Annotated in this window: 24 protein-coding genes and 2 pseudogenes; 8 read left to right on the top strand and 18 right to left on the bottom strand. The window is 55.0% G+C overall.

The window, feature by feature from the left end:
- Nucleotides 1-172: 172 nt before the first annotated feature.
- Complete coding sequence (locus BLO50_RS19545) at nt 173-469, bottom strand: helix-turn-helix domain-containing protein (RefSeq protein WP_090255959.1); 297 nt, start codon at nt 467-469, stop codon at nt 173-175.
- An 87-nt stretch (nt 470-556) separates the two neighbouring features.
- Here BLO50_RS19545 and BLO50_RS19540 point away from each other — a divergent pair, with 87 nt between their 5' ends.
- From BLO50_RS19540 to BLO50_RS19530, 3 genes are all read left to right on the top strand, one after another.
- The gene (locus tag BLO50_RS19540; RefSeq protein ID WP_090255958.1) at nt 557-1,012 is read left to right on the top strand and encodes a hypothetical protein; all 456 of its coding nucleotides are present in this window, start codon (nt 557-559) and stop codon (nt 1,010-1,012) included.
- A gap of 27 nt (nt 1,013-1,039) precedes the next feature.
- Complete coding sequence (locus BLO50_RS19535; RefSeq protein ID WP_090255957.1) at nt 1,040-1,504, top strand: antitoxin Xre/MbcA/ParS toxin-binding domain-containing protein; 465 nt, start codon at nt 1,040-1,042, stop codon at nt 1,502-1,504.
- A gap of 127 nt (nt 1,505-1,631) precedes the next feature.
- A complete protein-coding gene (locus BLO50_RS19530; RefSeq protein WP_169852858.1) occupies nt 1,632-1,904 on the top strand; it encodes a CopG family ribbon-helix-helix protein in 273 nt (90 codons plus the stop codon).
- A gap of 158 nt (nt 1,905-2,062) precedes the next feature.
- Here BLO50_RS19530 and tnpB read toward each other — a convergent pair whose 3' ends face one another.
- The 3 genes from tnpB to BLO50_RS19515 form a co-directional block, all read right to left on the bottom strand.
- On the bottom strand, nt 2,063-2,302 hold the full coding sequence (tnpB, locus tag BLO50_RS19525) for an IS66 family insertion sequence element accessory protein TnpB (RefSeq protein WP_090255956.1): 240 nt from the start codon (nt 2,300-2,302) through the stop codon (nt 2,063-2,065).
- A 260-nt stretch (nt 2,303-2,562) separates the two neighbouring features.
- On the bottom strand, nt 2,563-2,964 hold the full coding sequence (locus BLO50_RS19520) for a hypothetical protein (RefSeq protein WP_090255955.1): 402 nt from the start codon (nt 2,962-2,964) through the stop codon (nt 2,563-2,565).
- 668 nt (nt 2,965-3,632) lie between these two features.
- Nucleotides 3,633-4,073, bottom strand: coding sequence for a hotdog fold domain-containing protein (locus BLO50_RS19515; protein ID WP_090255954.1), 441 nt, complete (start codon nt 4,071-4,073; stop codon nt 3,633-3,635).
- Between the two features lie 147 nt (nt 4,074-4,220).
- On the opposite strand from BLO50_RS19515, the gene BLO50_RS19510 reads away from it, so the two are divergent.
- On the top strand, nt 4,221-4,841 hold the full coding sequence (locus BLO50_RS19510; protein WP_090255953.1) for a TetR/AcrR family transcriptional regulator: 621 nt from the start codon (nt 4,221-4,223) through the stop codon (nt 4,839-4,841).
- Between the two features lie 133 nt (nt 4,842-4,974).
- On the opposite strand, the gene BLO50_RS19505 is transcribed toward BLO50_RS19510, so the two are convergent.
- Both BLO50_RS19505 and BLO50_RS19500 read right to left on the bottom strand, forming a co-directional pair.
- Nucleotides 4,975-5,520 (bottom strand): cysteine hydrolase family protein, encoded by a 546-nt coding sequence (locus tag BLO50_RS19505; protein ID WP_090255952.1) that lies wholly within the window; start codon nt 5,518-5,520, stop codon nt 4,975-4,977.
- An 87-nt stretch (nt 5,521-5,607) separates the two neighbouring features.
- On the bottom strand, nt 5,608-6,498 hold the full coding sequence (locus BLO50_RS19500; protein WP_090256038.1) for an MBL fold metallo-hydrolase: 891 nt from the start codon (nt 6,496-6,498) through the stop codon (nt 5,608-5,610).
- A 152-nt stretch (nt 6,499-6,650) separates the two neighbouring features.
- Between BLO50_RS19500 and BLO50_RS19495 the strand changes: the two genes are divergently transcribed.
- Complete coding sequence (locus tag BLO50_RS19495; RefSeq protein WP_090255951.1) at nt 6,651-7,622, top strand: GlxA family transcriptional regulator; 972 nt, start codon at nt 6,651-6,653, stop codon at nt 7,620-7,622.
- A 171-nt stretch (nt 7,623-7,793) separates the two neighbouring features.
- Here the strand turns inward: BLO50_RS19495 and BLO50_RS19490 are convergent, their stop codons facing one another.
- The 6 genes and pseudogenes from BLO50_RS19490 to BLO50_RS19465 all read right to left on the bottom strand — a co-directional run.
- A complete protein-coding gene (locus BLO50_RS19490; RefSeq protein WP_090255950.1) occupies nt 7,794-8,720 on the bottom strand; it encodes an AEC family transporter in 927 nt (308 codons plus the stop codon).
- Nucleotides 8,717-9,880: a pyridoxal phosphate-dependent aminotransferase gene (locus BLO50_RS19485; RefSeq protein ID WP_090255949.1), complete on the bottom strand. Its 1,164-nt coding sequence runs from the start codon at nt 9,878-9,880 to the stop codon at nt 8,717-8,719. The genes BLO50_RS19490 and BLO50_RS19485 overlap by 4 nt, the downstream gene beginning before the upstream one ends.
- Before the next feature lie 94 nt (nt 9,881-9,974).
- On the bottom strand, nt 9,975-10,859 hold the full coding sequence (locus tag BLO50_RS19480) for a LysR family transcriptional regulator (protein ID WP_090255948.1): 885 nt from the start codon (nt 10,857-10,859) through the stop codon (nt 9,975-9,977).
- A 276-nt stretch (nt 10,860-11,135) separates the two neighbouring features.
- Entirely contained in the window at nt 11,136-11,873 is a 738-nt protein-coding gene (locus tag BLO50_RS19475) for a carbonic anhydrase family protein (RefSeq protein ID WP_090255947.1), read from the bottom strand.
- Nucleotides 11,874-12,179: 306 nt separating this feature from the next.
- Nucleotides 12,180-12,515 carry a carboxymuconolactone decarboxylase family protein gene (locus BLO50_RS19470; protein ID WP_090255946.1) on the bottom strand — a complete coding sequence of 112 codons (336 nt, stop codon included), beginning with the start codon at nt 12,513-12,515 and terminating at the stop codon, nt 12,180-12,182.
- Between the two features lie 14 nt (nt 12,516-12,529).
- Nucleotides 12,530-12,640 (bottom strand): annotated as a pseudogene (locus BLO50_RS19465) (SDR family oxidoreductase); the annotation flags it as partial.
- Between the two features lie 128 nt (nt 12,641-12,768).
- Here BLO50_RS19465 and gcvA point away from each other — a divergent pair.
- Both gcvA and BLO50_RS19455 read left to right on the top strand, forming a co-directional pair.
- Nucleotides 12,769-13,731 (top strand): transcriptional regulator GcvA, encoded by a 963-nt coding sequence (gene gcvA / locus BLO50_RS19460; RefSeq protein ID WP_090255945.1) that lies wholly within the window; start codon nt 12,769-12,771, stop codon nt 13,729-13,731.
- A gap of 45 nt (nt 13,732-13,776) precedes the next feature.
- Nucleotides 13,777-15,063, top strand: coding sequence for a MalY/PatB family protein (locus BLO50_RS19455; protein WP_208597445.1), 1,287 nt, complete (start codon nt 13,777-13,779; stop codon nt 15,061-15,063).
- A gap of 38 nt (nt 15,064-15,101) precedes the next feature.
- On the opposite strand, the pseudogene BLO50_RS22105 reads toward BLO50_RS19455, so the two are convergent.
- The 4 genes and pseudogenes from BLO50_RS22105 to BLO50_RS19435 form a co-directional block, all read right to left on the bottom strand.
- Nucleotides 15,102-15,256, bottom strand: a pseudogene (locus BLO50_RS22105) (helix-turn-helix domain-containing protein); the annotation flags it as partial.
- Nucleotides 15,257-15,560: 304 nt separating this feature from the next.
- Nucleotides 15,561-16,835, bottom strand: coding sequence for a Y-family DNA polymerase (locus BLO50_RS19445; RefSeq protein WP_090255944.1), 1,275 nt, complete (start codon nt 16,833-16,835; stop codon nt 15,561-15,563).
- Nucleotides 16,832-17,269, bottom strand: coding sequence for a S24 family peptidase (locus tag BLO50_RS19440; RefSeq protein ID WP_090255943.1), 438 nt, complete (start codon nt 17,267-17,269; stop codon nt 16,832-16,834). The genes BLO50_RS19445 and BLO50_RS19440 overlap by 4 nt, the downstream gene beginning before the upstream one ends.
- 104 nt (nt 17,270-17,373) lie before the next feature.
- Nucleotides 17,374-17,583 (bottom strand): carbon storage regulator, encoded by a 210-nt coding sequence (locus BLO50_RS19435; RefSeq protein WP_090255942.1) that lies wholly within the window; start codon nt 17,581-17,583, stop codon nt 17,374-17,376.
- Between the two features lie 60 nt (nt 17,584-17,643).
- Between BLO50_RS19435 and BLO50_RS21930 the strand changes: the two genes are divergently transcribed.
- The gene (locus tag BLO50_RS21930; RefSeq protein ID WP_208597444.1) at nt 17,644-18,132 is read left to right on the top strand and encodes a hypothetical protein; all 489 of its coding nucleotides are present in this window, start codon (nt 17,644-17,646) and stop codon (nt 18,130-18,132) included.
- 145 nt (nt 18,133-18,277) lie between these two features.
- Here the strand turns inward: BLO50_RS21930 and BLO50_RS22405 are convergent, their stop codons facing one another.
- Both BLO50_RS22405 and BLO50_RS19415 read right to left on the bottom strand, forming a co-directional pair.
- On the bottom strand, nt 18,278-18,496 hold the full coding sequence (locus BLO50_RS22405) for an antitoxin Xre/MbcA/ParS toxin-binding domain-containing protein (RefSeq protein WP_420875478.1): 219 nt from the start codon (nt 18,494-18,496) through the stop codon (nt 18,278-18,280).
- Nucleotides 18,497-18,799: 303 nt separating this feature from the next.
- The coding region (locus BLO50_RS19415) for an IS3 family transposase (protein WP_143003840.1) at nt 18,800-19,301 on the bottom strand (502 nt) is incomplete at its 5' end.

Raw genomic sequence — 19,301 nt, 5'->3', positions numbered from 1 at the left:
GCTAATCCTCTCATTTAGAGCACTCTCAGGTACTAGAGCTCAGGCCATAATCGGCGGTTTTGTTATGGGACCATTTTTTCTGATCGTGCCTGTATGTTCACATTCGTCACGTTGCGTGTTCTTTAAACGCTGCAACGCGGTCAAATATCTTCTCAGTAAGCCAGATCTATCGTTAGCTATCATGGCCAACATTCATCGGATTGGTCATCTGGGACCTTAGCTCGCCCAAGATATCTAGAACCGATGAGCCTGGATCTTTGATCATGTAGTAGCTCGCTAGAAGGGTTAACGGATGCAGCTCCAGAACAGATGCTAGGGCTTCAATCTTCTCAAGAGTAGGGCTTTTCAGCCCCCGCTCTAAAGTACTTATATACGTCCGGCTGCTGATTTCCGAAAATGCCTCCTGAGAGATGTGCCTTCCCTTTCTTGCGCGCCGAAGGGCCTCACCAAAGGCCTGCTTTCCATCCATCTCGCTGCTCTCTCAAAAGCAACGATGAAGCCTTGTTGAACACTATAGAGCTACAATCTATAGTGTTCATTTTTAGTGGTGGTTATCATGCTCATGACGCACAAGCATGCTGAATTGCTCACTCCGCTAATGCAGGACGAAGACATTCAGTACTGGCAGTACGTAGAGCAGTCCACCATATGGCCTTGGTTCTATGTCGAACAGGTGCGCATTCACGATGGAGACCGCGTCGCTAGCATGCTCATGATTCCGAGCGTGCCAGTACTTGAGCAGATCCTTACTGAACTTAATGGCAGCAAGTGGTTAACGCAGGTGCTCGTTGTCACACCCAGCGATTTAAATGGAAGCACGCGCTGGCAAATGGAACCGCTTATCGAGCTAAGCGTTGCCAGAAGTCCAGAGCTCAAGCCCCTCGGTTATATCTTTCAAGTTGAAGATGGACGTTTATACACAACATGCCCTTGGAGCAGCTGTGACCGAGACCGTTCAATACCCATTTTCTCCGCCGCTAAACATCTACGGTACACCGCTCATTCGAATTAACATGCCATTCGGGGACGGGTTACTCCAATGAGCTCTTCGCGACAGGCTCAGCAATTCTGCTCTGATTCAAGCTCTCCCCTTGAGGCGCTGCTGAACGGGCGTGAGGCTGCTTCTGGCAGTTACTCCGTCTACAAGCTGGTGGAAAGCTTGACGTTTGATGACCTGGCTCGGATGGCCAGAGCGGCCGATGAGTCCCGGGAAAGCCAGATGGTCGCTGCCGTTTTAGGGGTGTCTCCGAGTACTGTTAGGCGGAGATTCAAGCATCCGGGCAAACTGCTTAATCCCGATCAAGGGGGGCGTGCCCTACGTTTTTCACAGGTCCTAACAAAGGCACAGGATATTTTGGGTGACCGGCTAACAGCATCTCGTTGGTTTTTTGAGCCTGCAATCGGTTTAGGTGGCGAGGCACCGGCACGGCTACTTTTGAATCCGTTCGGATACGAACTGGTAGTAGATCTAATGACGCGCATCGAGTATGGCGTCTATCACTGACCAAAGATCTGTAACCGTCCGGCAAAGACTTCTGGTTGGCGAGGCAGCCTTCAGCTAAGCAGTAACGGAGTGCCCCGTTAAAATGGACGACAGTCCGCTGTTCTTCGTTAGGTAGGAGTAACCCATCTTGATCTGCCCAATTGAAAACCGGGTTATCACGGTTCATGTCCCAGCGCCGTTGGCTGAGAGGGTCGATCAGTTGGCCGCACGTGTGGGCCGCTCCAAGGACTGGATTGTCAAGGAAGCCTTGGCTACGTGGATCAATCGGGAAGAAGAGCGCGGCGGCCTGACCCACGCAGCCCTAGCCGATGTGGACGCCGGCCGCGTGATCGGTCACCAAACAGTTCAGGTCTGGGCCGACAGCCTGAGCACCGAAGCACCGATACCGATCCCTCGCTAAAGGACGCTTGAGCGGACGAACAAAGTTGCTCGCCCGCTGCCCGTTGAGCGATTGGTAGCCTTGTAATAAGTGCTCGCCTTCAGTTCGGTGCAGCTACGGTAAGTGTGTGGAGAGCATCGATGGTACATCATGCCGATATGCCACCGATGTGGCAGAAGCTATGCAATTTCACTCGCTCGCTGCGTCGGCAGTCGTGTCAGCACATGCACCAAAGCTTTCATGCGGTTGGCGCGGCGATTGGCGAAGAGGTAGGCGCAGTAAGGCTTCGCCGCACCAAACACCGCCACTACGCGGGCCAACGCGGTTTCAGTGCCAGACCGCATGTCCATCGGACCGGTGGCGAGCCAGATAGTATCGATGCGGATCACTGGGCGAGCCCACGGGCAAAGCGGGCGCATCCTTCAGGATCGGAGGCTGGCCATCTCGCCGTGACTGATTACTTAAGCCTAAGCGGTGTGAAATGGACAAGAAAGGGTGCGTCGCTATTTAGTAGTTGCGTTCTGGCGTGATCATCGCGATTTGGTCATAAACAGGCTGATTACGGCGCGCTAGGAATGGCAGAAACGATCCATAATGGAAACCAGCGGCCGAACCCAGTGCCTGATGTGGTGACCTTGGCAAGTTAGATTAAGCATGGCGGAGCGCTTGGAGCATTCCTTCAGTCAATCCATCGACGGGCTACGTTAGCTTCATGCCATCTCCGATAGAAAATGACTGCATCCTCGTGTTGTCGGCAGCCACCCTCGTAACTATCAGGGTCGCTAGCCAGCAACTCATCCAAGCGCGCTTTCCACTCAAGGGCAGATGCTAATCGGTTCGCCTTAATAGCCTTACACACGTCGATGAAATCAGGGTGGTTTGGACCGTGGAGTCGAAACCAAGCTGCCATCTCCTGAAAAACCTTCATGTGGTGGTGGTCAAGGTTTCGCAGACCGCCCGCGTCCAGGGGAGAAATGTCCCCTTCGTACATGGACATCGCGAACGCCCTAAGAAAGCAGGCGGCCGAGTAGAAACCGTCAACTAGGATGCCGCGGTGCGCTACAAAGGGAGATTCGATCATCAGAAGGCACCTCTTCGAAAAGACCTACTGCAGTATTGAACGGCCCTTTGGGTGGGTAAATTGCTACGAATTTGCCAGTCTGCTGGCCTTACAACGTATTGAATTTCCATCATCAAGTTCTCCTTCAAGAACCCTAGGCTTTGGCAATGCTTGTTGTGCGACAACAATCGGCTGACGGTTAATCAACAGATGCCTCTTCTGCTCCAGACTGAGAAGCATCATCCCAACGCCCCAAAAACATTAGCAGGGTCAAGTGATGGCGGCCAATTAGATGTGCACCACTTGGCCGCACGTTAGTGTACTGAATGACGACTCGAATACTCGGGAATGCGTTTCCACGCCTACCGGCTGAAATCGACCCGAAACTGCCGGTCGCAGAAGCTGGTGGACAAGTAAACGTTGTCCACCCTACAAAACGCCCGAGATCGCACAGGGTGGAAAACCGCAAAGCGTTTCCCACCAAAGAACATCCGGCTACCTTGCTGTATTCAGTTAATGGATTGGAAATATACGCAGGCGCTCCTTCCGGCCACCTAATTAGCCGCAGAAAGAACCTTCAAACTTGTGCGCACCGACTGCCTATCGGTGACGAGCACCGACAGTGATTAGCCGCTCAGGTGTGAGCCGAAAAAACCAGCCACTATGGGAGCGGCTGGTCGGCCAGCTACTTAGCCAAGCTTCACGTTCATGGTGATGCGTGCGGTAAAGACTTTCACGCCAGCCTCGTCGAAGATTTCGACCGGAACGACTTTGTCGCCCGCCGATTCCCAATCAACTTCGCTGCCGTCGGCGATTGCATGAACGGAGGTCTTGGCTTTAGCTAGATACTCGACGGTCATGCCTTTGGGAATCCATTTTGCGCCGCTAGGAATGGATACCTCGGTCATCATGCCGCCGGCGAGTTCTGCAGCGTTACACAGTGCGATAGCGTGAACAGAGGCGAGATGGTTGGTGATTTCTTTGCGAAAAGGCACTTTCACTTCGGCGCGACCGGGAGTCAGTACGGAAATTTCCGGAGTGATAGTGCCGAAGTAGGGGGCCATTTGGCAGGCCATGTTGCTGAAAGCGGAAGCGCCAACACTTTGGTACATGCCGAGAGTCTGGTTCATGAAGGGCGATCTCTGATCTAGTGAACGGTAGAGTGAAATACAGAATTTGATTCTGTTATAGAACAATATTCTTATTTTCACAAACCGTCAACGGCTCGTATGTGTTCTCCGTTTCACTTACCATCGCGTTTTTGCCCGGACTGAAGAATGGAACCCACTGATCTCCTTGAGCGCTGTTATCCTGGGCGACGTGCCGAGTCCAAACGGCAGATTCTTCGCTGTGCCCTACGGCTGTTCAATGAGCACGGAATCGATGCAACCACCATCGATATCATCCGAGCCGAGAGCGAGACGAGTGTGGGATCTATCTATCACCATTTTGGGAACAAGGAAGGCGTGATAGCAGCGCTCTATATGGCGGCGCTGGACGACCAAGCGCACCTGCGAAACAGCTATGTAAGCGGTGTGAATGCGACCAAGGAGTGGGTCTACGCCTTGGTCTTTAGCTATGTCGATTGGGTCGTTGGCCAACCAGATTGGGCGCGCTTTCAGTACCAGGCCCGCTACGCAGTCGCACAAAGTGCCTTCGGCGATCAGCTCAAAGAAGCCAATCGCGTCAGGAACGCCCAGATGAGAGATTGGTTTAGCGACCCGGCTCATCGCCGTGACCTGAAGGATCTGCCGCGCGAGCTCATACCCTCACTAATTATCGGGTCGGCTGAGAGTTACTGCCGTGCCTGGCTCTCGGGTCGGGTCAAGCAAAGTCCAGCGCTCCACAGACAACTGCTTGCAGAGTCCGCGTGGCTGAATGTGGGGAATAACGATTGAGAGAGCTTTCCGCTCACAGCCCGTCTTAGGTTTCATCCGCGTCTAAAAACGTCCGCTTCTGGCCGACTCCAGCCAGCCGCGACTGACTACTCCCGGCCAAAAGCGGACGATCACAAAATAAGCTGTAAGGAGTTCAGCCCCCCAAATAATCGTCTACAGACCTAACGGTGCCATAGCCGAACTCAAAGGCGGCCATCATCGCTGCATGCGTATGGGCGGCAGGCACGGTTACGCCGCGAAATGTCAGCTCCAGCGTGGCACAGGCGTCATGCAGCACAGTGACCGGATATCTCATGTCCACCGCGGCGCGAACCACAGCGTCGATGCACATGTGGCTCATTGCACCTATCACCACGAGCTCCTGAACATCACAGGCATCCAACTGCTGCTTGAGATCAGTGTCCCTGAAAGCGTTGATATGTTTCTTAACGATCACGGGTTCTTGATCGATAGGGGCTACTGCTTGCTGAATCTGTGCGCCGCTGCTGCCTTTGACGAATATTGCAGCACCCTCATGATCTGATTCGTGCCGTACGTGAAACACCGGAATACCGCTTCTGCGCGCATGACTGATCACCAGGCTAGCCTTCGCCACAGCGTCTTCGATGCCACTCAAAGGCAATTTGCCAGTCGGCAGGTATTCGTTTTGTAGATCAACTACTACCAGTCCTCGTTTCATGAACGCTCTCCAGTCAATTACCAACGTGATGTTGTCGATAGGGCGGGCAAACGCCAATACCCTCAGCAACGAGCTGTGTGCTTTGCGTCAGAACGCCAACGAAGCGCCATCTTCAGGTATATCCACGCGGCTCTCGATGCCGCGCTGCTTGACGTAAGTGCGCAACTCTTCTCGGGTCAGGGACATGTGGTTGACCGCATCCATGTGCACGGCGACGATTTTCACGTCTGGCGCCGCCTTCGACGCGCGCAAGACGTCTTCCTCGCCCATGATGATTGCCCCCTCGAATCCCGTCATTTTTGCCTTTCCTGCGTTGAGCACGATTACTTCCGGGCGATACTTGTCGATAGCCTGATCGACTTCTTTACGCCAGATCGTGTCACCTGCGAGATACAGGGTCTTATAGCCAGGGGCCTGAAAAACGACGCCCATCGCTTCGCCTAATGGCTTCGCGAGCGCCGGCACGGCATACATTTCGTCAGTGCCATGCTGGCCACCCGTCTTGGTGATCTTGACGCCAGCGAATTCCGCTTCGTCAGTCAATACGCGTACATTCTTGAAGCCTTGGGAACGAATCAGCTGCGCATCTTCTTCATGCTGGGCGAACAAGGGAATGTCCTTCGGTAGGGCGTTCTGCGCAGCCTCATCCCAGTGATCAAGGTGTGTGTGCGTGACGATGACTGCATCAACACCCGAGATGATTTTTGCTGGCGACTCGGTCAGATCAACCAGAGGGTTGCGCAGGTGGCTGCGGTAGGTGCCCTCAAAACCTGGGTAGGCACCTTTTTTAGCCAGCATGGGATCAATCAAGAAGGTCGTATCGCCGTATGAGAGCTTAACCGTTGCGTTACGAACCAGCTGTAGATCCATTTTATGCGCTGCGTCGGCGGCATCGGTTACGTCCGAGCCCGCAAACGCGGGCGCAGTGACTGCGCCATATGCAATGCCGAGGGTAAGGGCAAGGGCTTTGAGTTTCATAAGATCAATCCTCTTGATAGATACATCGAGAAGCCATTCTTGCCGAGCGCTGCAGAGCCCGAAAGTGGCCTGAATGACATATTTCGATATAATCAGGCCAATGTCGTAGCCCATCCCATCTACAGTCCTATCAACCCAATCCAAGGTTCCTGATGCAGCCCATCCGCGTTGCTGTTCTCGCTTTCGATGGCGTAAGCCTTTTCCACCTTTCCGTACCGGGCGTGGTGCTAGGAACAGCTCAAGCCGCGCCTGGTGAGCCCCGCTATGAGATCAATTACTGTGCAGAAAGGCCCGGAACGGTGAGCAGTGATCAGGGCATCGGGCTGTCGGTAAACACCGGTCTGGAACTGATGGAAACATCCGACGTAATTATCATTCCGGCATGGGGTGATCAGTCGGTCGTTGCATCTGCAACGCTCGTGAAAGCGCTGCAGCACGCCGACGCCCAAGGCAAACTCCTGGTGGGCTTATGTCTAGGCGCGTTTGTACTTGGCGATGCGGGCCTGCTTGATGGGAAGGAAGCAACCACTCACTGGGCCGTGCGAGGCGAGTTTGCTCGACGTTTTCCCAAGGTCCGTTTTAGGCCAGAGGATCTTTACGTCAGTGCTGGCAATATCGTGACGTCGGCGGGGACTGTCGCGGCAATTGACTGTTGTCTGCATCTGGTACGCCAGCGCTTCGGTGCCGAGGTGGCAAATCGCACCGCAAAGATGCTGGTGACTCCGCCGCACAGACAAGGCGGCCAGGCCCAATATGTAGAACATCCTGTGCCGCAATTATCTAGCGAGACTCATTTTTCTGACGTCCTGGCATGGGCACGAACGAATTTGGCCAGTGATCTGTCGCTCGACGTTCTTGCCAGTATGGCGAAAATGAGTAGGCGCACGTTTACTCGCCGGTTTAAGGAGTCCACCGGCACCACCGTGTCCAAGTGGATTAGTGCTGAACGAGTCGTCAGGGCGCAGGAACTGTTAGAAACGACTGGGTTGCCTATTGAATGCATCGCCAGTGAAGTAGGGTTCGGAACATCCCTGTCGTTGAGGCAACATTTCGCTGCTCAGCTCGGGATGTCGCCAACGGACTATCGGAAGAATTTTTGTTTTGGCATACAACCAAAGAACTGAGCGAGAGAGCGGCAACCACTGGCTCAGTCGCATTCCTGACAGACGCTCGCTTCTGGCTGAAATCGCTCAATAGTGGACTACACCCACTCTGATAGACATCCCCGGCCTAAGCCTCAGGTCAGAGTCATGCACTCAAGCCAACCTGACCCTAGCTAGAAGCTATCTCTGCCCTCAAACCCATGGCGTTACGCTCATAACCACGATGGGCAATACTATGCCAGCCAACAGTGTCTGCCCCGCAATAATGCCCGCCATCAAGGGTGCATCACCACCCAGCTGACGCGCCATGATGTAAGACGATGAGGCCGTTGGCAGCGCCTGGAACAGGATGGCTGCGATGGCCGCCTCACCTTTCAGTCCAAACACGTGGCAGAAGCCTAAAGTGGCTAGAGGCATTATCAGAAACTTAACGATGGATGAAAGGCCTATGGGCTTGATCCAGCCTCCTGCAGCGCCCAGGTTCAATGCCGCACCGACACACAACAGCCCGAGTGGCAGCGACGCCTGGCCGAGCGCTTTAAGCACTGCGTCGATACCCACGGGGATACCGAACCCACTAGCCTGAACCGATATTCCCAGCACGCAGGCAACCACCAGTGGATTGAGTGCCAGTTGCCGGCATATGGCGTTGAAGGGCAATCGACCGTGGGAACCATAACGCGCGAAAACCAGCACACAGAGCACATTTACCGTCGGCACTATCGCGGCGTTTGCCACGGCGGCAAGGGCAATACCCTGAGCACCGAACAGGCCAGCCACAATCGACACACCAACGTAGTTATTGAAGCGTACGCCGCCCTGAAACAACGAGGTGAAAGCCGGACCATCGAGACTGACTGCACGTCGCAGCGCGACAAGAAGCCCTGCCACCAAGACGGTAGAAAGCACCAGCGTCAGAATCATGTCCCGTACCGGCACTTCACCCAATTGCGCCGTGGCCAGGCTGTGAAAGAACAGTGAGGGCAACAGCACGTAGTACCCCAGTCGCTCGGCCTGGGGCCAGAACGACTCCTGCAGAAAAGTCGAATGACGCAGCCAGGCGCCCATGCTGATCAATAAAGCGATAGGCACCAATGCGAGCAACAACAAAGTGGTCATTGCGCGTGCCCCAAGGCAGTCACCAATCGACGACAGCCCTCCACCAGGTTGGCCTGATCGGTAGCGAACGAAAGTCGCAGGTGCCCCGACATACCGAATGCACTTCCCGGCACGGTGGCGACGCCTGCCTTAAGTAGGTCGAGGGCCAACACTTGATCATCCTTAACGCCCTCGATTCGGGGCAAAAGATAAAACGCACCCTCAGGACAATTCACCTCCAACAGCGTGCAAGCACGCAAGACCTCTAAGGCGGCATCTCGACGTTGGCGGTAGATCTCGTTGCGCTCGCGCAAGAATTCCCGAGGTCCGTCTAACGCTGCAATGGTAGCGAGCTGGCTGAGCGTGCTGGTCTGCGTGCAATTCTGTGACTGCACAGAGGTTATCGCCGCGATCAACTCGCGCGGCCCGCATCCCCAGCCTACTCGCCAGCCAGTCATGGCGTAGGCTTTGGACACACCGTCGACGAGCAAGATGCGCTCGGAAAGATCCGGCGCAACCACTGCCAACGTTACGTAGGGCTCCTCGGTATAACGAATTTCCGCATAGATATCGTCGGAGAGAATCATCACGCCTGGATAGTCACGCAGTACCCGCGCCAACGCCTCCAGCTCCTGTTTGCTATAGAGAGAGCCAGAGGGATTGCCTGGGGCATTGAGTACCAGCCAGCGAGGACTTTTGGCGGACCTTAGGGCGCTAGAGAGGTGCTCAGCAGTCAGCCGAAAACCTTCTGCCGACGTGGTAGGCAAAATAACTGGGCATGCGCCGCACATGCGGATCATGTCTGGATAACTGGCCCAGTAAGGCGCGGGAACCAGCACCTCGTCCCCGACCTGCAGCGTAGCTGTGAAAGCATTGAAGATGATCTGTTTAGCACCGCAGCCAACGGCGATCTGATCGTCCAGATAGTGCAAACCACGATCGATTTCCAAGCGCCGCCGAATAGCCGAACGCAGCGCGGGTAGGCCATTGGCAGGAGTGTAACCGAGGCGCTCTTGCAGCGCGTTGCGCGCCGCATTCAGCACATATTCAGGCGCGTTGAAGTCCGGCTCACCAAGGGTCAGATCAACTATATCCTGCCCTGCGGCACGCAACTCGGCGGCACGACGCGCCATCAGCAGGATGGGCGACTGGGGAGCTTGATAGCTGGAATTACTGTGCATGATGGGCGCTCGTGTGAACTAGAATGAGCGCTACAGTAACGATGTAATTACGTGATAAAAAACGATATTAAATTGATCTTTATTCAAGTATTTCTTATTGGTTAGTGCCGCACGCTTGGTTACGAATAGATTCAACCAAGGCGCTGGCCAAGCGCCCGGCCGGTCGATCCTCACGCTCCAGCAGCACCACTCGGCGCATGCGCTGTGGATCTGCAAAAGGTAGTTTCACAACCCCATCCAGCGCCTCTAGGTCGCGAGTCGAGAGCGGAATCACCGCCACCCCAAGCCCGCTTGAGACCATCTGGATAATCGCGTCCTGGCTGTCCAACTCCATGCTGGTCTGCACCCGCAAACGCATGCGCCGCAGCTCCTGTTCGATGGTGCGCCCTGCCCAGGCGCGGCGGTCGAAGCGGATAAATGGATTTTCCTGTAGAAGTCGTCGCGCATCACTGTCGTTCACGCTGGCCGGCGCGATAATCCAGAAGCCCTCTTCGTACAACAGGGTACTCACCAGGCCATGAGGGTACGGTTTGACCGGCTCAGTCGTCACAGCAGCATCCAGTTCTCCCGACTCAATGCGAGTCGCCAGCTCTGCGGACATTCCAGACGAAACGTTCACTCGCAGATTGGGGTGCTCGCGGCTCAGGCGGGCCAGAGCGACCGGCAGCACGCCGGCCAACGCAGTCTGGATTGCCCCCAGCTTCAAACGCCCGCGAAGTTCGCTGTCGTCACCCAGGTCGGCCGCAATGCTGTCGTAGATGGCCAGGATTTCCCTTGCCCGCCCCACAGCAAGATGCCCGGCTTCGGTGAGCACAGGCAGTCGCCGTGAGCGGTCGAACAGGAGAGCATTAAACTCCGCCTCAAGGCCTCGCACATGCAGGCTGACGGCGGACTGGGTGAGGTGAACGACTTCCGCCGCGCGAGCGAAGGAGCCGTGCTGGGCAATCGCGATTAGCGTACGTAATGCGCGCAACGACATGCTTAGTCCAGGTCAGAAGATTTTTACCGCACAGAATATTGAGCTGCGCGCATGGCGAGTATTCCATGGAACGTTTTAGCCAGAAAGCTCAGCAGTACTCACACTAACGCGCCTTTGCACTTAGAGCCTAAGTGCAGGCATTCGTCGAAGGCGCAGGTTCACTCACCAATGCAACATCAAAAGTATCGCTTTCATGAACCAACTTTCGCCAAAAGTTAAAAGCTTTACGACTACAAGCATGCAAGGCTCATCGCTCAAGCCGACTATTATTTTAGGTCAGGAAAAGAATTCAACTTCTCCACCATCAAGCTTATAGATAGCACCTACGATTTTTATTTTCCCGTCCTGCTCAAGTTTATTCAGAACAGGGCTTTGTTGACGGATGCCAGTCAACGTCATTTTTATGTTGGTGCGGGCGACGGCATCGACGAAGTCATAGTTGTCAGCCGTACGCTCACCCTCATATACCGTCTCAGCAATTGCCGGTTTGATTTTATTCAGCAAGCCAGTCAGGTTTCCCAGTTCCGCGTTGGCAATAGCACCCTTCACCGCGCCACAGGAAGTATGCCCCATCACCACTACTACCTTTGCGCCTGCAAGTGCGCAGGCAAATTCCATACTGCCTAGAATATCTTCGTTTTGAACATTACCAGCTACACGATTATTAAACGTTTCACCAATGCCAGCATCCAGCAGGATTTCCGCCGGGGCACGCGAATCAATGCAGCTTAGAATTACCGCTGACGGATACTGCCCCTTCTGGCTCGCGCGCTTTTGCGCGAGATAGTCATGCTGTTTCATCTTGCCTTCACGGAAACGCAGATTTCCCGACTTCAGGCTTTCAATGACCTCATCCGGTGTCATCGCATCTCGCACTTCTTTGCTAAGCGCTGCGGCAAAAGAGACTGAAGGTGCGGTTAAGCCTGCTACTCCAGTAATCGCTAACGCAGAAAGTGCAGCTCCGCGCTTGAGCAGCAACCGACGAGAAGGGTGTTGCAGATCAGATTGGATCATTTTCTTTCAGTTCCTAAGTTTTAACGCAAGGGGCAGGGAATGAGTACCACGATAGCAATGTGTTTGCGTGCTAAGAAACGATATTAAATTGAGGATTACCCAAGAATTACTCATAAATTACTGCCTGGAGTACCCCACTCCGATAGACATTTCCCGACCTTATAATGAGGCGTTCTCAAACGCCTCGGGCTGATACCACACAAGTGGCTGCGCACCAGACAACACCCTGCGCTAGGCGCTCGCTTTGCAATGCCACCCTGAATATTCGTAGATCAGCACTCGGGCCTCGCTATCAACGCGCTCTGCTCACGGCTTTTCGAATGCCGAAACCGCATCAAATACTCGCGCTGTGTAGACCAGAGCAGCGCCGGCATTCAACGCGATTGCCACGCTCAGTGCCTCGGCGATTTCCTCACGAGTCGCGCCGTGTTTCAGCGCAGCCTGCACATGTACCGCAATGCAGCCGTCACAACGTGTGCTTATGGCTACAGACAGGGCGATCAGCTCATGAATCTTTGGCTCAAGATGCTTGGCGGGCGTGCTGCTGATTGTGTTGAGGCCTCGCATAGTGTCAGGTGCGAGCTTGGCAAACTGACCAACGTTTTGCATCAGTTCGGTTGAGTACTTGTTCCAGTCATTCATTTGGTTGTCACCTCTCAGTTGCGGCCGGCAGTGACGCCGCCATCGACCGGCAAAATGGTGCCGGTAATCCATGCTGCCCCGTCAGAGGCAAGAAATAAGATCGCTTGAGCAACATCGGAAGGCTGGCAACTTCCTTATGCTCTACACCTGATACTTTTTATTTGCCAGATCGCGTCGTTGATGCGTATCTTTAGTCAGCACTTACGGCACATCAAGGCAGAAAATCTTTGCCAGCGAGAAAGAAAAACTATCAATGAATGCCACGTCTCATCTCAATGCACTGCGCGCTTTCGAAGCGGCAGCCCGGCATCAAAGCTTTTCTGCTGCTGCAACCGAACTGAACGTCACACCCGCGGCAGTCGGACAGCAAGTAAGGGCATTGGAATCCTGGCTGGAGGTGCCGCTGTTCACCCGATTAGGCAATGGAGCTACGCGGCTCTTGCTCACAGATGCGGCCCGCGCCGCGCTGCCGGACATACGCGAAGGATTTGATCGCCTGAGCATGGGGCTGGCCCGCCTGAAGGACGCAGGCGCACATGCTGAGTTGACCGTCACGGTGAGTCCCGCTTTTGCATCGAAGTGGCTGTTGCCACGCATCGAGCGATTCCAACAGGCATACCCCAATATCAATGTCCTGCTGGACACCAACTCCCGCGCAATCGACTTACAGACTGAGCATGCCGATGTCGGGGTGCGCTACGGGGCTGGAAAATGGAATGGGCTGACAGCCATCCACTTGATGGATGAAGTGATATTTCCTGTTTGTTCGCCTGACTTTCCGCTTCTCCGGCAGGGAATGATGGCGCCTGAGGCGTTGGGAGCGTGCACGCTTATTCACGACCTCACTATGGCCGATAACCCTGATTACCCAACCTGGCGAATGTGGCTGGATGCCTCTGGATACAGCCATATCCCTACGAATCATGGGCTGAGGGTCAACAACTCGGCTGCTGTGTTACAGGCGGCAGCAGAAGGTCAAGGTCTTGCCCTAGCTCGCAGCGTGATGGTGGGAGACGACTTAGCTGCCGGGCGCCTGATCCGTCCCTTTGCTGATAAGGGTTTGGAGTGTCCGCTGACACAGGCCTACTACGTCGTCTATCGGACTGAGTTCAGCGAGCTGCCCAAGGTACGGGACTTTCGTGACTGGGTGCTCACCGAGGCAGGCAAATGCGCTTTAGAAAGTAATCACTCGGCAACCACCGCGACTCTCAGGTGAAGTCATTCATGGCCCAGCCCCTCCCCACCAACGTAACAGATGGCAATGCAACTCGGTTTCGATGCCTTCGGCCACAACCGTCAGGTTCAGATCCCGCATCACATAAGAGGACTGATTCTGATGCGCCATAATTTCGATATTTTGTTGCCGCGTGACGGGACAAACGCCTTAGCTGTCGACGGCTATGGAAAGTACCTGTTTAGTCCCGGTAGCGAACCACTCACACTGGATCGTCCACCGGAAGACATCATCCAAATGTGGGTCGCCGATATGCAGTTTGCTGCCCCGCAGGCAGCTCTGGATGCAATGGCAGATCGGCTCAGACACCCAATCTTCGGCTATACGATGAACCTTGATGACCAGCTCTATGACGCTTTTTGCGACTGGTGTGAACGGCGCTATGGCTGGAGTTTTCCACGTGAACAAATGGTGGTTTCGCTCGGCGTCATACCTGCTCTATTTGCGCTTGTTCACTACTTGTGTGGTCCTGATGACAAGGTTCTGACCCTGAGCCCCTCCTACGGATACTTCAAGCATGCCACCGTTAAGAGCGGCCGAACCATTGTTACGTCACCGCTCGTTGAGCAGAACGGGCGTTACGAACTGGACTTCGTAGATTTCGAGAAGAAAGCATCCGATCCGGCGGTCAAGGTGTTCTTTCTATGTCATCCGCACAACCCAACCGGTCGGCTTTGGACAGACGCCGAACTGGTTCGGATGACAGAGATCTGCCTAGCTAATGATGTAAAGATCATTTCAGACGAGATCCATTGCGATCTCCTGCGTCAGGGTTGCAAGCACACGCCCTTGGCTAAGCTGTTTCCTGAAAGCCGCGACATCATTACCTGCATGGCCGTGAGCAAGACATTCAATCTCGCGGGCATGATGATTGCCAGCATAATCATTCCCGATCCAGCGCTACGTGCGCTCTGGAACGATCTGCACTATCCGTTTATCAATCCGATCAGCCTGGCTGCCGCTATCGGTGCCTACCGCGATGGTGAAGCCTGGCTCGAGGACCTGTGTACTTACCTGGACGGCAATTTCGTGCTGTTGGCCGACTACATACGAGAACATCTACCTGAAGCCCGCTTGGTGGTTCCTGAAGCGACCTACCTAGCATGGCTGGATGTACGAGCCTATTTCCCTGGATCGGTAAATCTGACTCGTTTCTTCCTTGAACGCTCCGGTGTGATCGTTGAGGGGGGAGAAATGTTCGTCGATAACGGCGAAGGGTATGTTCGCCTAAATCTCGCATGTCCACGTCCGGTGCTTCAAGACGCTCTGGACCGCATGCGCACCGCAATTCAAGGGATTCAGCGGGACATTTGATCTCCTGAGTCAGGGCAACCTTAAATCAATTCGGTTGGCTAGGCGTCTGGAAGCTTTGTGCAGCGCTTGCGGTATAGCGCGGGGGTCAGCCATAGGCCCGGAGGAACCAGCGCCCAAAATGGCTTTGGTCAGCGAAACCCAGAGCTATGGCAACCTCGACTGGCTGCTCCCCAAGCGCCAGTAGCTTAGAGGCCGCCATGCTGCACGCTCAACTTACGCTCATCAGTCATCCACTGTGCACGTTCGTTCAGCGAGCGGCCATTGTGCTAATGGAAAAGAATGTGCGCGTTGAGAGAGTCGACGTCGACCACGCAGCCTGACGTGAGTGGCTGCTTTTGGCCGGTTTAAGTCATTTGCGAGCGGCCGCTTCGGGCCGAAGTTGCTGCAAAAGTCCCGTCGCGATTTTTACCCATAAAAGTGCGCTTTCGACGTTGAAATTTGGTTCGTTCAGAAGACGAAGCTGTCTTGGTTTCTAGGTAGCAACGCCCGACCTAGATCTATCCTCGTACGCAAATCACCTCCTCCCAGCGCGTGGTGTATCGCTGACTTAACATGTCTCGGCGCATAGCCCACTTCGGCTTCTTGGGCACCCGGCCGAACCGCAGGGTGCCCCGGCCGTTCTTCTCATTGATCTGGTCAACAATGGCCATCAATCGCTCCGCGCCTGGACGCGGCCCTAGTGCAAACAGGTCGCCAGTCAGTTCGCCGCGCTGGCTCAAGTCCATCAGCAAGATTGAGCATTTCGAGAAGGGATAACCTGGCCGGAAGATTTGCTCCAGGCCACGCTGGGCGAGCGCCAGAATCTCGCGGGTGTCATCGGTCGGGGCCGGGAGGGCTAGGGTCATAGAGTTGGCATAGCGCGGACCGTCGAGGTCGGCCAGTTGTGTCTGTAGACCAACTTGAATAGTGCTGCACAACGAGTTCTGGCTGCGGAGCTTCTCAGCCGCCCGGCTCACGTAAGCAGTGAGTGCCTCACGAATCGGCGGCAGCTCCTTTTGACGCTTACCAAACATTTTGCTTGAGCAAATAGCCTGCTTCGGTGGCGGTCCCTGCTTGAAACCAATACAACTAACTCCACGCAGCTCCCTAGCCGTGCGCTCCATGGTTACACCGAAGGTCTTGCGTAGCGTTGCCGCATCGAACTGCGCCAGATCCCAGGCCGTGGAGATATTCAGAGTGGCCAACTTGGCTGCCGAACGGTGGCCTACACCCCATACCTCACATACCGGTGCCAAACGCAGTAACTTTTCCTGACGCACTGGGTCAGTCAGGTCTAGCACGCCACCAGTTGCCTTCCATTTCTTCGCAGCCCAATTCGCTAACTTAGCCAGCGTTTTGGTGGTGCTGATGCCCACTCCCACCGGCATACCAATCTCCTGCGCCAAGCGGTCACGGATATTACAACCAAGCGCCTCCGGGTCGGCTACTCCGGTCATATCACCCCAGGCCTCGTCAATGGAGTAAACCTCGATCCCTGGAAGCATCTCAGCCATTACTCGCATAACTCGATTGCTGATGTCGGCATAAAGGGTGTAGTTGCTGGAGCGCACTACAACGCCATGCTTGCTTAGCTCCTTTCGAACATCCTTAAACGACGCGCCCATGGGAATGCCTAAGGCCTTAGCCTCTGAGGTGCGCGCAATTACGCAACCATCATTGTTGGACATCACAACCACTGGCCTGCGCTTCAGACCCGGCTGGCAAATGCGCTCGCAGCTGCAGTAGAAAGAATTACAGTCGATCAGCGCGAACACACGGCGGGAAGTGTTCATGGCGCTAAGCGGCTGACCACCCAGCTCACTACGCCCCACACCTCGATAACCACATCTCCATCCAGCTGCACGTCCGGCACAATCGGATCGGCCGCCTTCAACCATCGCCCGCCAAACAAATCCCGCGCAACCAAGCGCACTCGATAACCCTCACCGCCCAAGTCGACTACTACAAATCGGTTATCTAGCTGGCATGCCGCACGATTCACGATCATCCGGTCACCCGGGAAGATACCAAAACCGAGCAGCGTGTCATCCAGCACCTGCACGCCCCAGATATGAGGCGCACCTAGACCAGTTAGGCGGTCGAGGGAGAGCCCCTCCTCCTTTTCGTCCTCAGCAGGCGATTGGAAACCGGTTATGCGCAGGTCAGCCACATCGGTGAGAAGGCGTTCCCGCAGGCGCTCACCACGAGCAAGAATGGAAAGAGACATCAGAGCACTTCCAAAATACTGTATATGAATACAGTATTCGAGAAGACGCCGAGCTGGTCAACCGAGACCAGGAGGGCGCCGACAGGAGGCGCCCTCGCAAGTATTCAGGCGTTGATAAGCTCCTCGCGGAGAATGGTGATCTGTTTGGGCGCATCGATGCTGATGCGGGCTCGGCTATGGCATTCGGTAAAGCCCACATGGATGGTGATCCCGTCTCGTAGCAGCTGCTTAAGGAGCTTTTCGGGATCAACTCCGGGATCGATAGTGAGGCGGATCATTTCGCCTTCGCGGCGGGTGACGGTCAGAAATCCCATGGGGGCAAGTCCTTTGCTGATTGAGGGAATGTGCGTCCTGCATCGGGAGTCTAGAACAAGGTGACGGAAGTCGAGCCTGCAGCGGCAGGCAATGTGGGAGGGCCAGTTATGTGCGGAGGAGTAGAAGCTCGCCAGGCGGACAAGGTTTGGAGGATCTATTTCCCCAATCCCAAAGCGGCAATTCCTGTTCAATTAAAGGGTAGCGGTCAGCTGGATTGGATTCACTGGGGTAGACGCAAAGAGGAGCCAGGCAGCAGCCCGCATGGTGGTTGGGCGCGTCTCGGCACAGTTAAGGCTGGTGGTTGGGATAGGTACAAGCCGTGCCGTGGCTTCGGCATGGTGGAGCGCTTCATGGAAAAGGAAGGCCGGCTAGGTGACAAGAACCGGCCGTCACACTGGTTCGACGTGCCGCAGGGGTATGCGTTGGAATGTCTGATAATTGGTGAAGGGGAACAACGGCGGGTGTATGTGGTTACCACCGATCCGCCGGAGGAGTACGCATGGATTCATGATCGGTGGCCATTGCTGGCAGAGCTTAAAACCACCTAGAGCAATCTAATATCTAGAATCCAGTCGTCCATCGTCGGCATAGGCTGCTTCCGGCCTAAAGTGGGCGAAGCGAATCGGACGTCCAAAATAGGACTCCATAATTGACTATAAACGCCTATAAAGCTCTCCCTAGAGCGGTCAGGCCCTAAGCCGGCAAGCCGTGCTCGATCGCGTGAATCACTTGCAGTACTGCCCTACGGCCCGGCTCAGTAACGAGCAGATCGATCGGCCGCTCGGAGGCTAGCGTCAGAACCGGTGAGGTCAGCCAGCGGAGCGCGCCATCGAGATCTCCCTCATGGAGTTCCAATAGGGCATCCAAGGTCTCGACTAGACGACAAAACACCTCGGCTGTCCGGACAGACATCACGGAGTGTCGAAACGAGGTTCCCACCCACCTTGCGACCTGTGTGCGACGCAGCCCCAGTTCATGCGCCAGATCCGCAACCAGCGTAACCGGTAGCCCGGCCAGCACCGCCTTATGCATCCGATAATGAGTTTTTGGCAAACCTAGCCGATCGTAGAGCTTTTGCATTAGTAGACCACTACAGTTTTCTCTACCAGCTTGGTCTGGCGTTGGGCGTGAAGCGCGTGTTTCCATGCGACCCCGGCAGCATAGCCCTTGAAGTGCTGAGGCGGATTCCAAACCAACTGAATCGCCCCGGGTTTTCTAGACACTCTCCAGGCTCAGGAAATAGCGCTTTTCGAACTCTACCGGCGATAGCTGGTTGTTGAAACTATGCCGGCGTTTTGGGTTGTAGAACATCTCGATGTAATCGAACACATCGGCTCTGGCATCCTGCCTGGTGCTGTAGATCTTTCGTCTGATCCGCTCCCGCTTTAGCAACTGGAAGAAGCTTTCTGCCACCGCGTTGTCGTGGCAGTTACCGCGTCGGCTCATGCTTCCAAGCAAGTTGTTGGCTTTTAGGAAACTCTGCCAGTCACCACTGCTGAACTGACTACCCTGGTCTGAGTGAATCATCACTTCCTGCTTGGGCTTACGCCGCCAAACGGCCATCAGCAATGCATCAATAGCCAGATCGCTGGTCATCTGCGGCTTCATCGACCAGCCAATTACCTGCCGTGAAAACAGATCGAGCACCACCGCCAAAAATAACCAACCCTCATAGGTGCGGATGTAGGTTATGTCCGTGACCCAGACTTTGTTGGGT

This window comes from Pseudomonas peli (assembly GCF_900099645.1).
GTDB lineage: Bacteria > Pseudomonadota > Gammaproteobacteria > Pseudomonadales > Pseudomonadaceae > Aquipseudomonas > Aquipseudomonas peli.
Note: the sequence above shows the minus strand (reverse complement) of the source record. Positions and strands in the feature narration are given on the sequence as shown.

Coding starts and splice junctions, on each gene's coding strand:
- BLO50_RS19545 (WP_090255959.1), bottom strand. CDS start 469: ATGGATGGAAAGCAGGCCTTTGGTGAGGCCCTTCGGCGCGCAAGAAAG.
- BLO50_RS19455 (WP_208597445.1), top strand. CDS start 13,777: ATGCAACTCGGTTTCGATGCCTTCGGCCACAACCGTCAGGTTCAGATC.
- gcvA (WP_090255945.1), top strand. CDS start 12,769: ATGAATGCCACGTCTCATCTCAATGCACTGCGCGCTTTCGAAGCGGCA.
- BLO50_RS19540 (WP_090255958.1), top strand. CDS start 557: ATGCTCATGACGCACAAGCATGCTGAATTGCTCACTCCGCTAATGCAG.
- tnpB (WP_090255956.1), bottom strand. CDS start 2,302: ATGCGCCCGCTTTGCCCGTGGGCTCGCCCAGTGATCCGCATCGATACT.
- BLO50_RS19520 (WP_090255955.1), bottom strand. CDS start 2,964: ATGATCGAATCTCCCTTTGTAGCGCACCGCGGCATCCTAGTTGACGGT.
- BLO50_RS19500 (WP_090256038.1), bottom strand. CDS start 6,498: ATGAAACTCAAAGCCCTTGCCCTTACCCTCGGCATTGCATATGGCGCA.
- BLO50_RS19475 (WP_090255947.1), bottom strand. CDS start 11,873: ATGATCCAATCTGATCTGCAACACCCTTCTCGTCGGTTGCTGCTCAAG.
- BLO50_RS19535 (WP_090255957.1), top strand. CDS start 1,040: ATGAGCTCTTCGCGACAGGCTCAGCAATTCTGCTCTGATTCAAGCTCT.
- BLO50_RS19470 (WP_090255946.1), bottom strand. CDS start 12,515: ATGAATGACTGGAACAAGTACTCAACCGAACTGATGCAAAACGTTGGT.
- BLO50_RS19440 (WP_090255943.1), bottom strand. CDS start 17,269: ATGTCTCTTTCCATTCTTGCTCGTGGTGAGCGCCTGCGGGAACGCCTT.
- BLO50_RS19495 (WP_090255951.1), top strand. CDS start 6,651: ATGCAGCCCATCCGCGTTGCTGTTCTCGCTTTCGATGGCGTAAGCCTT.
- BLO50_RS19505 (WP_090255952.1), bottom strand. CDS start 5,520: ATGAAACGAGGACTGGTAGTAGTTGATCTACAAAACGAATACCTGCCG.
- BLO50_RS19480 (WP_090255948.1), bottom strand. CDS start 10,859: ATGTCGTTGCGCGCATTACGTACGCTAATCGCGATTGCCCAGCACGGC.
- BLO50_RS19510 (WP_090255953.1), top strand. CDS start 4,221: ATGGAACCCACTGATCTCCTTGAGCGCTGTTATCCTGGGCGACGTGCC.
- BLO50_RS19445 (WP_090255944.1), bottom strand. CDS start 16,835: ATGAACACTTCCCGCCGTGTGTTCGCGCTGATCGACTGTAATTCTTTC.
- BLO50_RS19485 (WP_090255949.1), bottom strand. CDS start 9,880: ATGCACAGTAATTCCAGCTATCAAGCTCCCCAGTCGCCCATCCTGCTG.
- BLO50_RS19435 (WP_090255942.1), bottom strand. CDS start 17,583: ATGGGATTTCTGACCGTCACCCGCCGCGAAGGCGAAATGATCCGCCTC.
- BLO50_RS22405 (WP_420875478.1), bottom strand. CDS start 18,496: ATGTCTGTCCGGACAGCCGAGGTGTTTTGTCGTCTAGTCGAGACCTTG.
- BLO50_RS19490 (WP_090255950.1), bottom strand. CDS start 8,720: ATGACCACTTTGTTGTTGCTCGCATTGGTGCCTATCGCTTTATTGATC.
- BLO50_RS19515 (WP_090255954.1), bottom strand. CDS start 4,073: ATGAACCAGACTCTCGGCATGTACCAAAGTGTTGGCGCTTCCGCTTTC.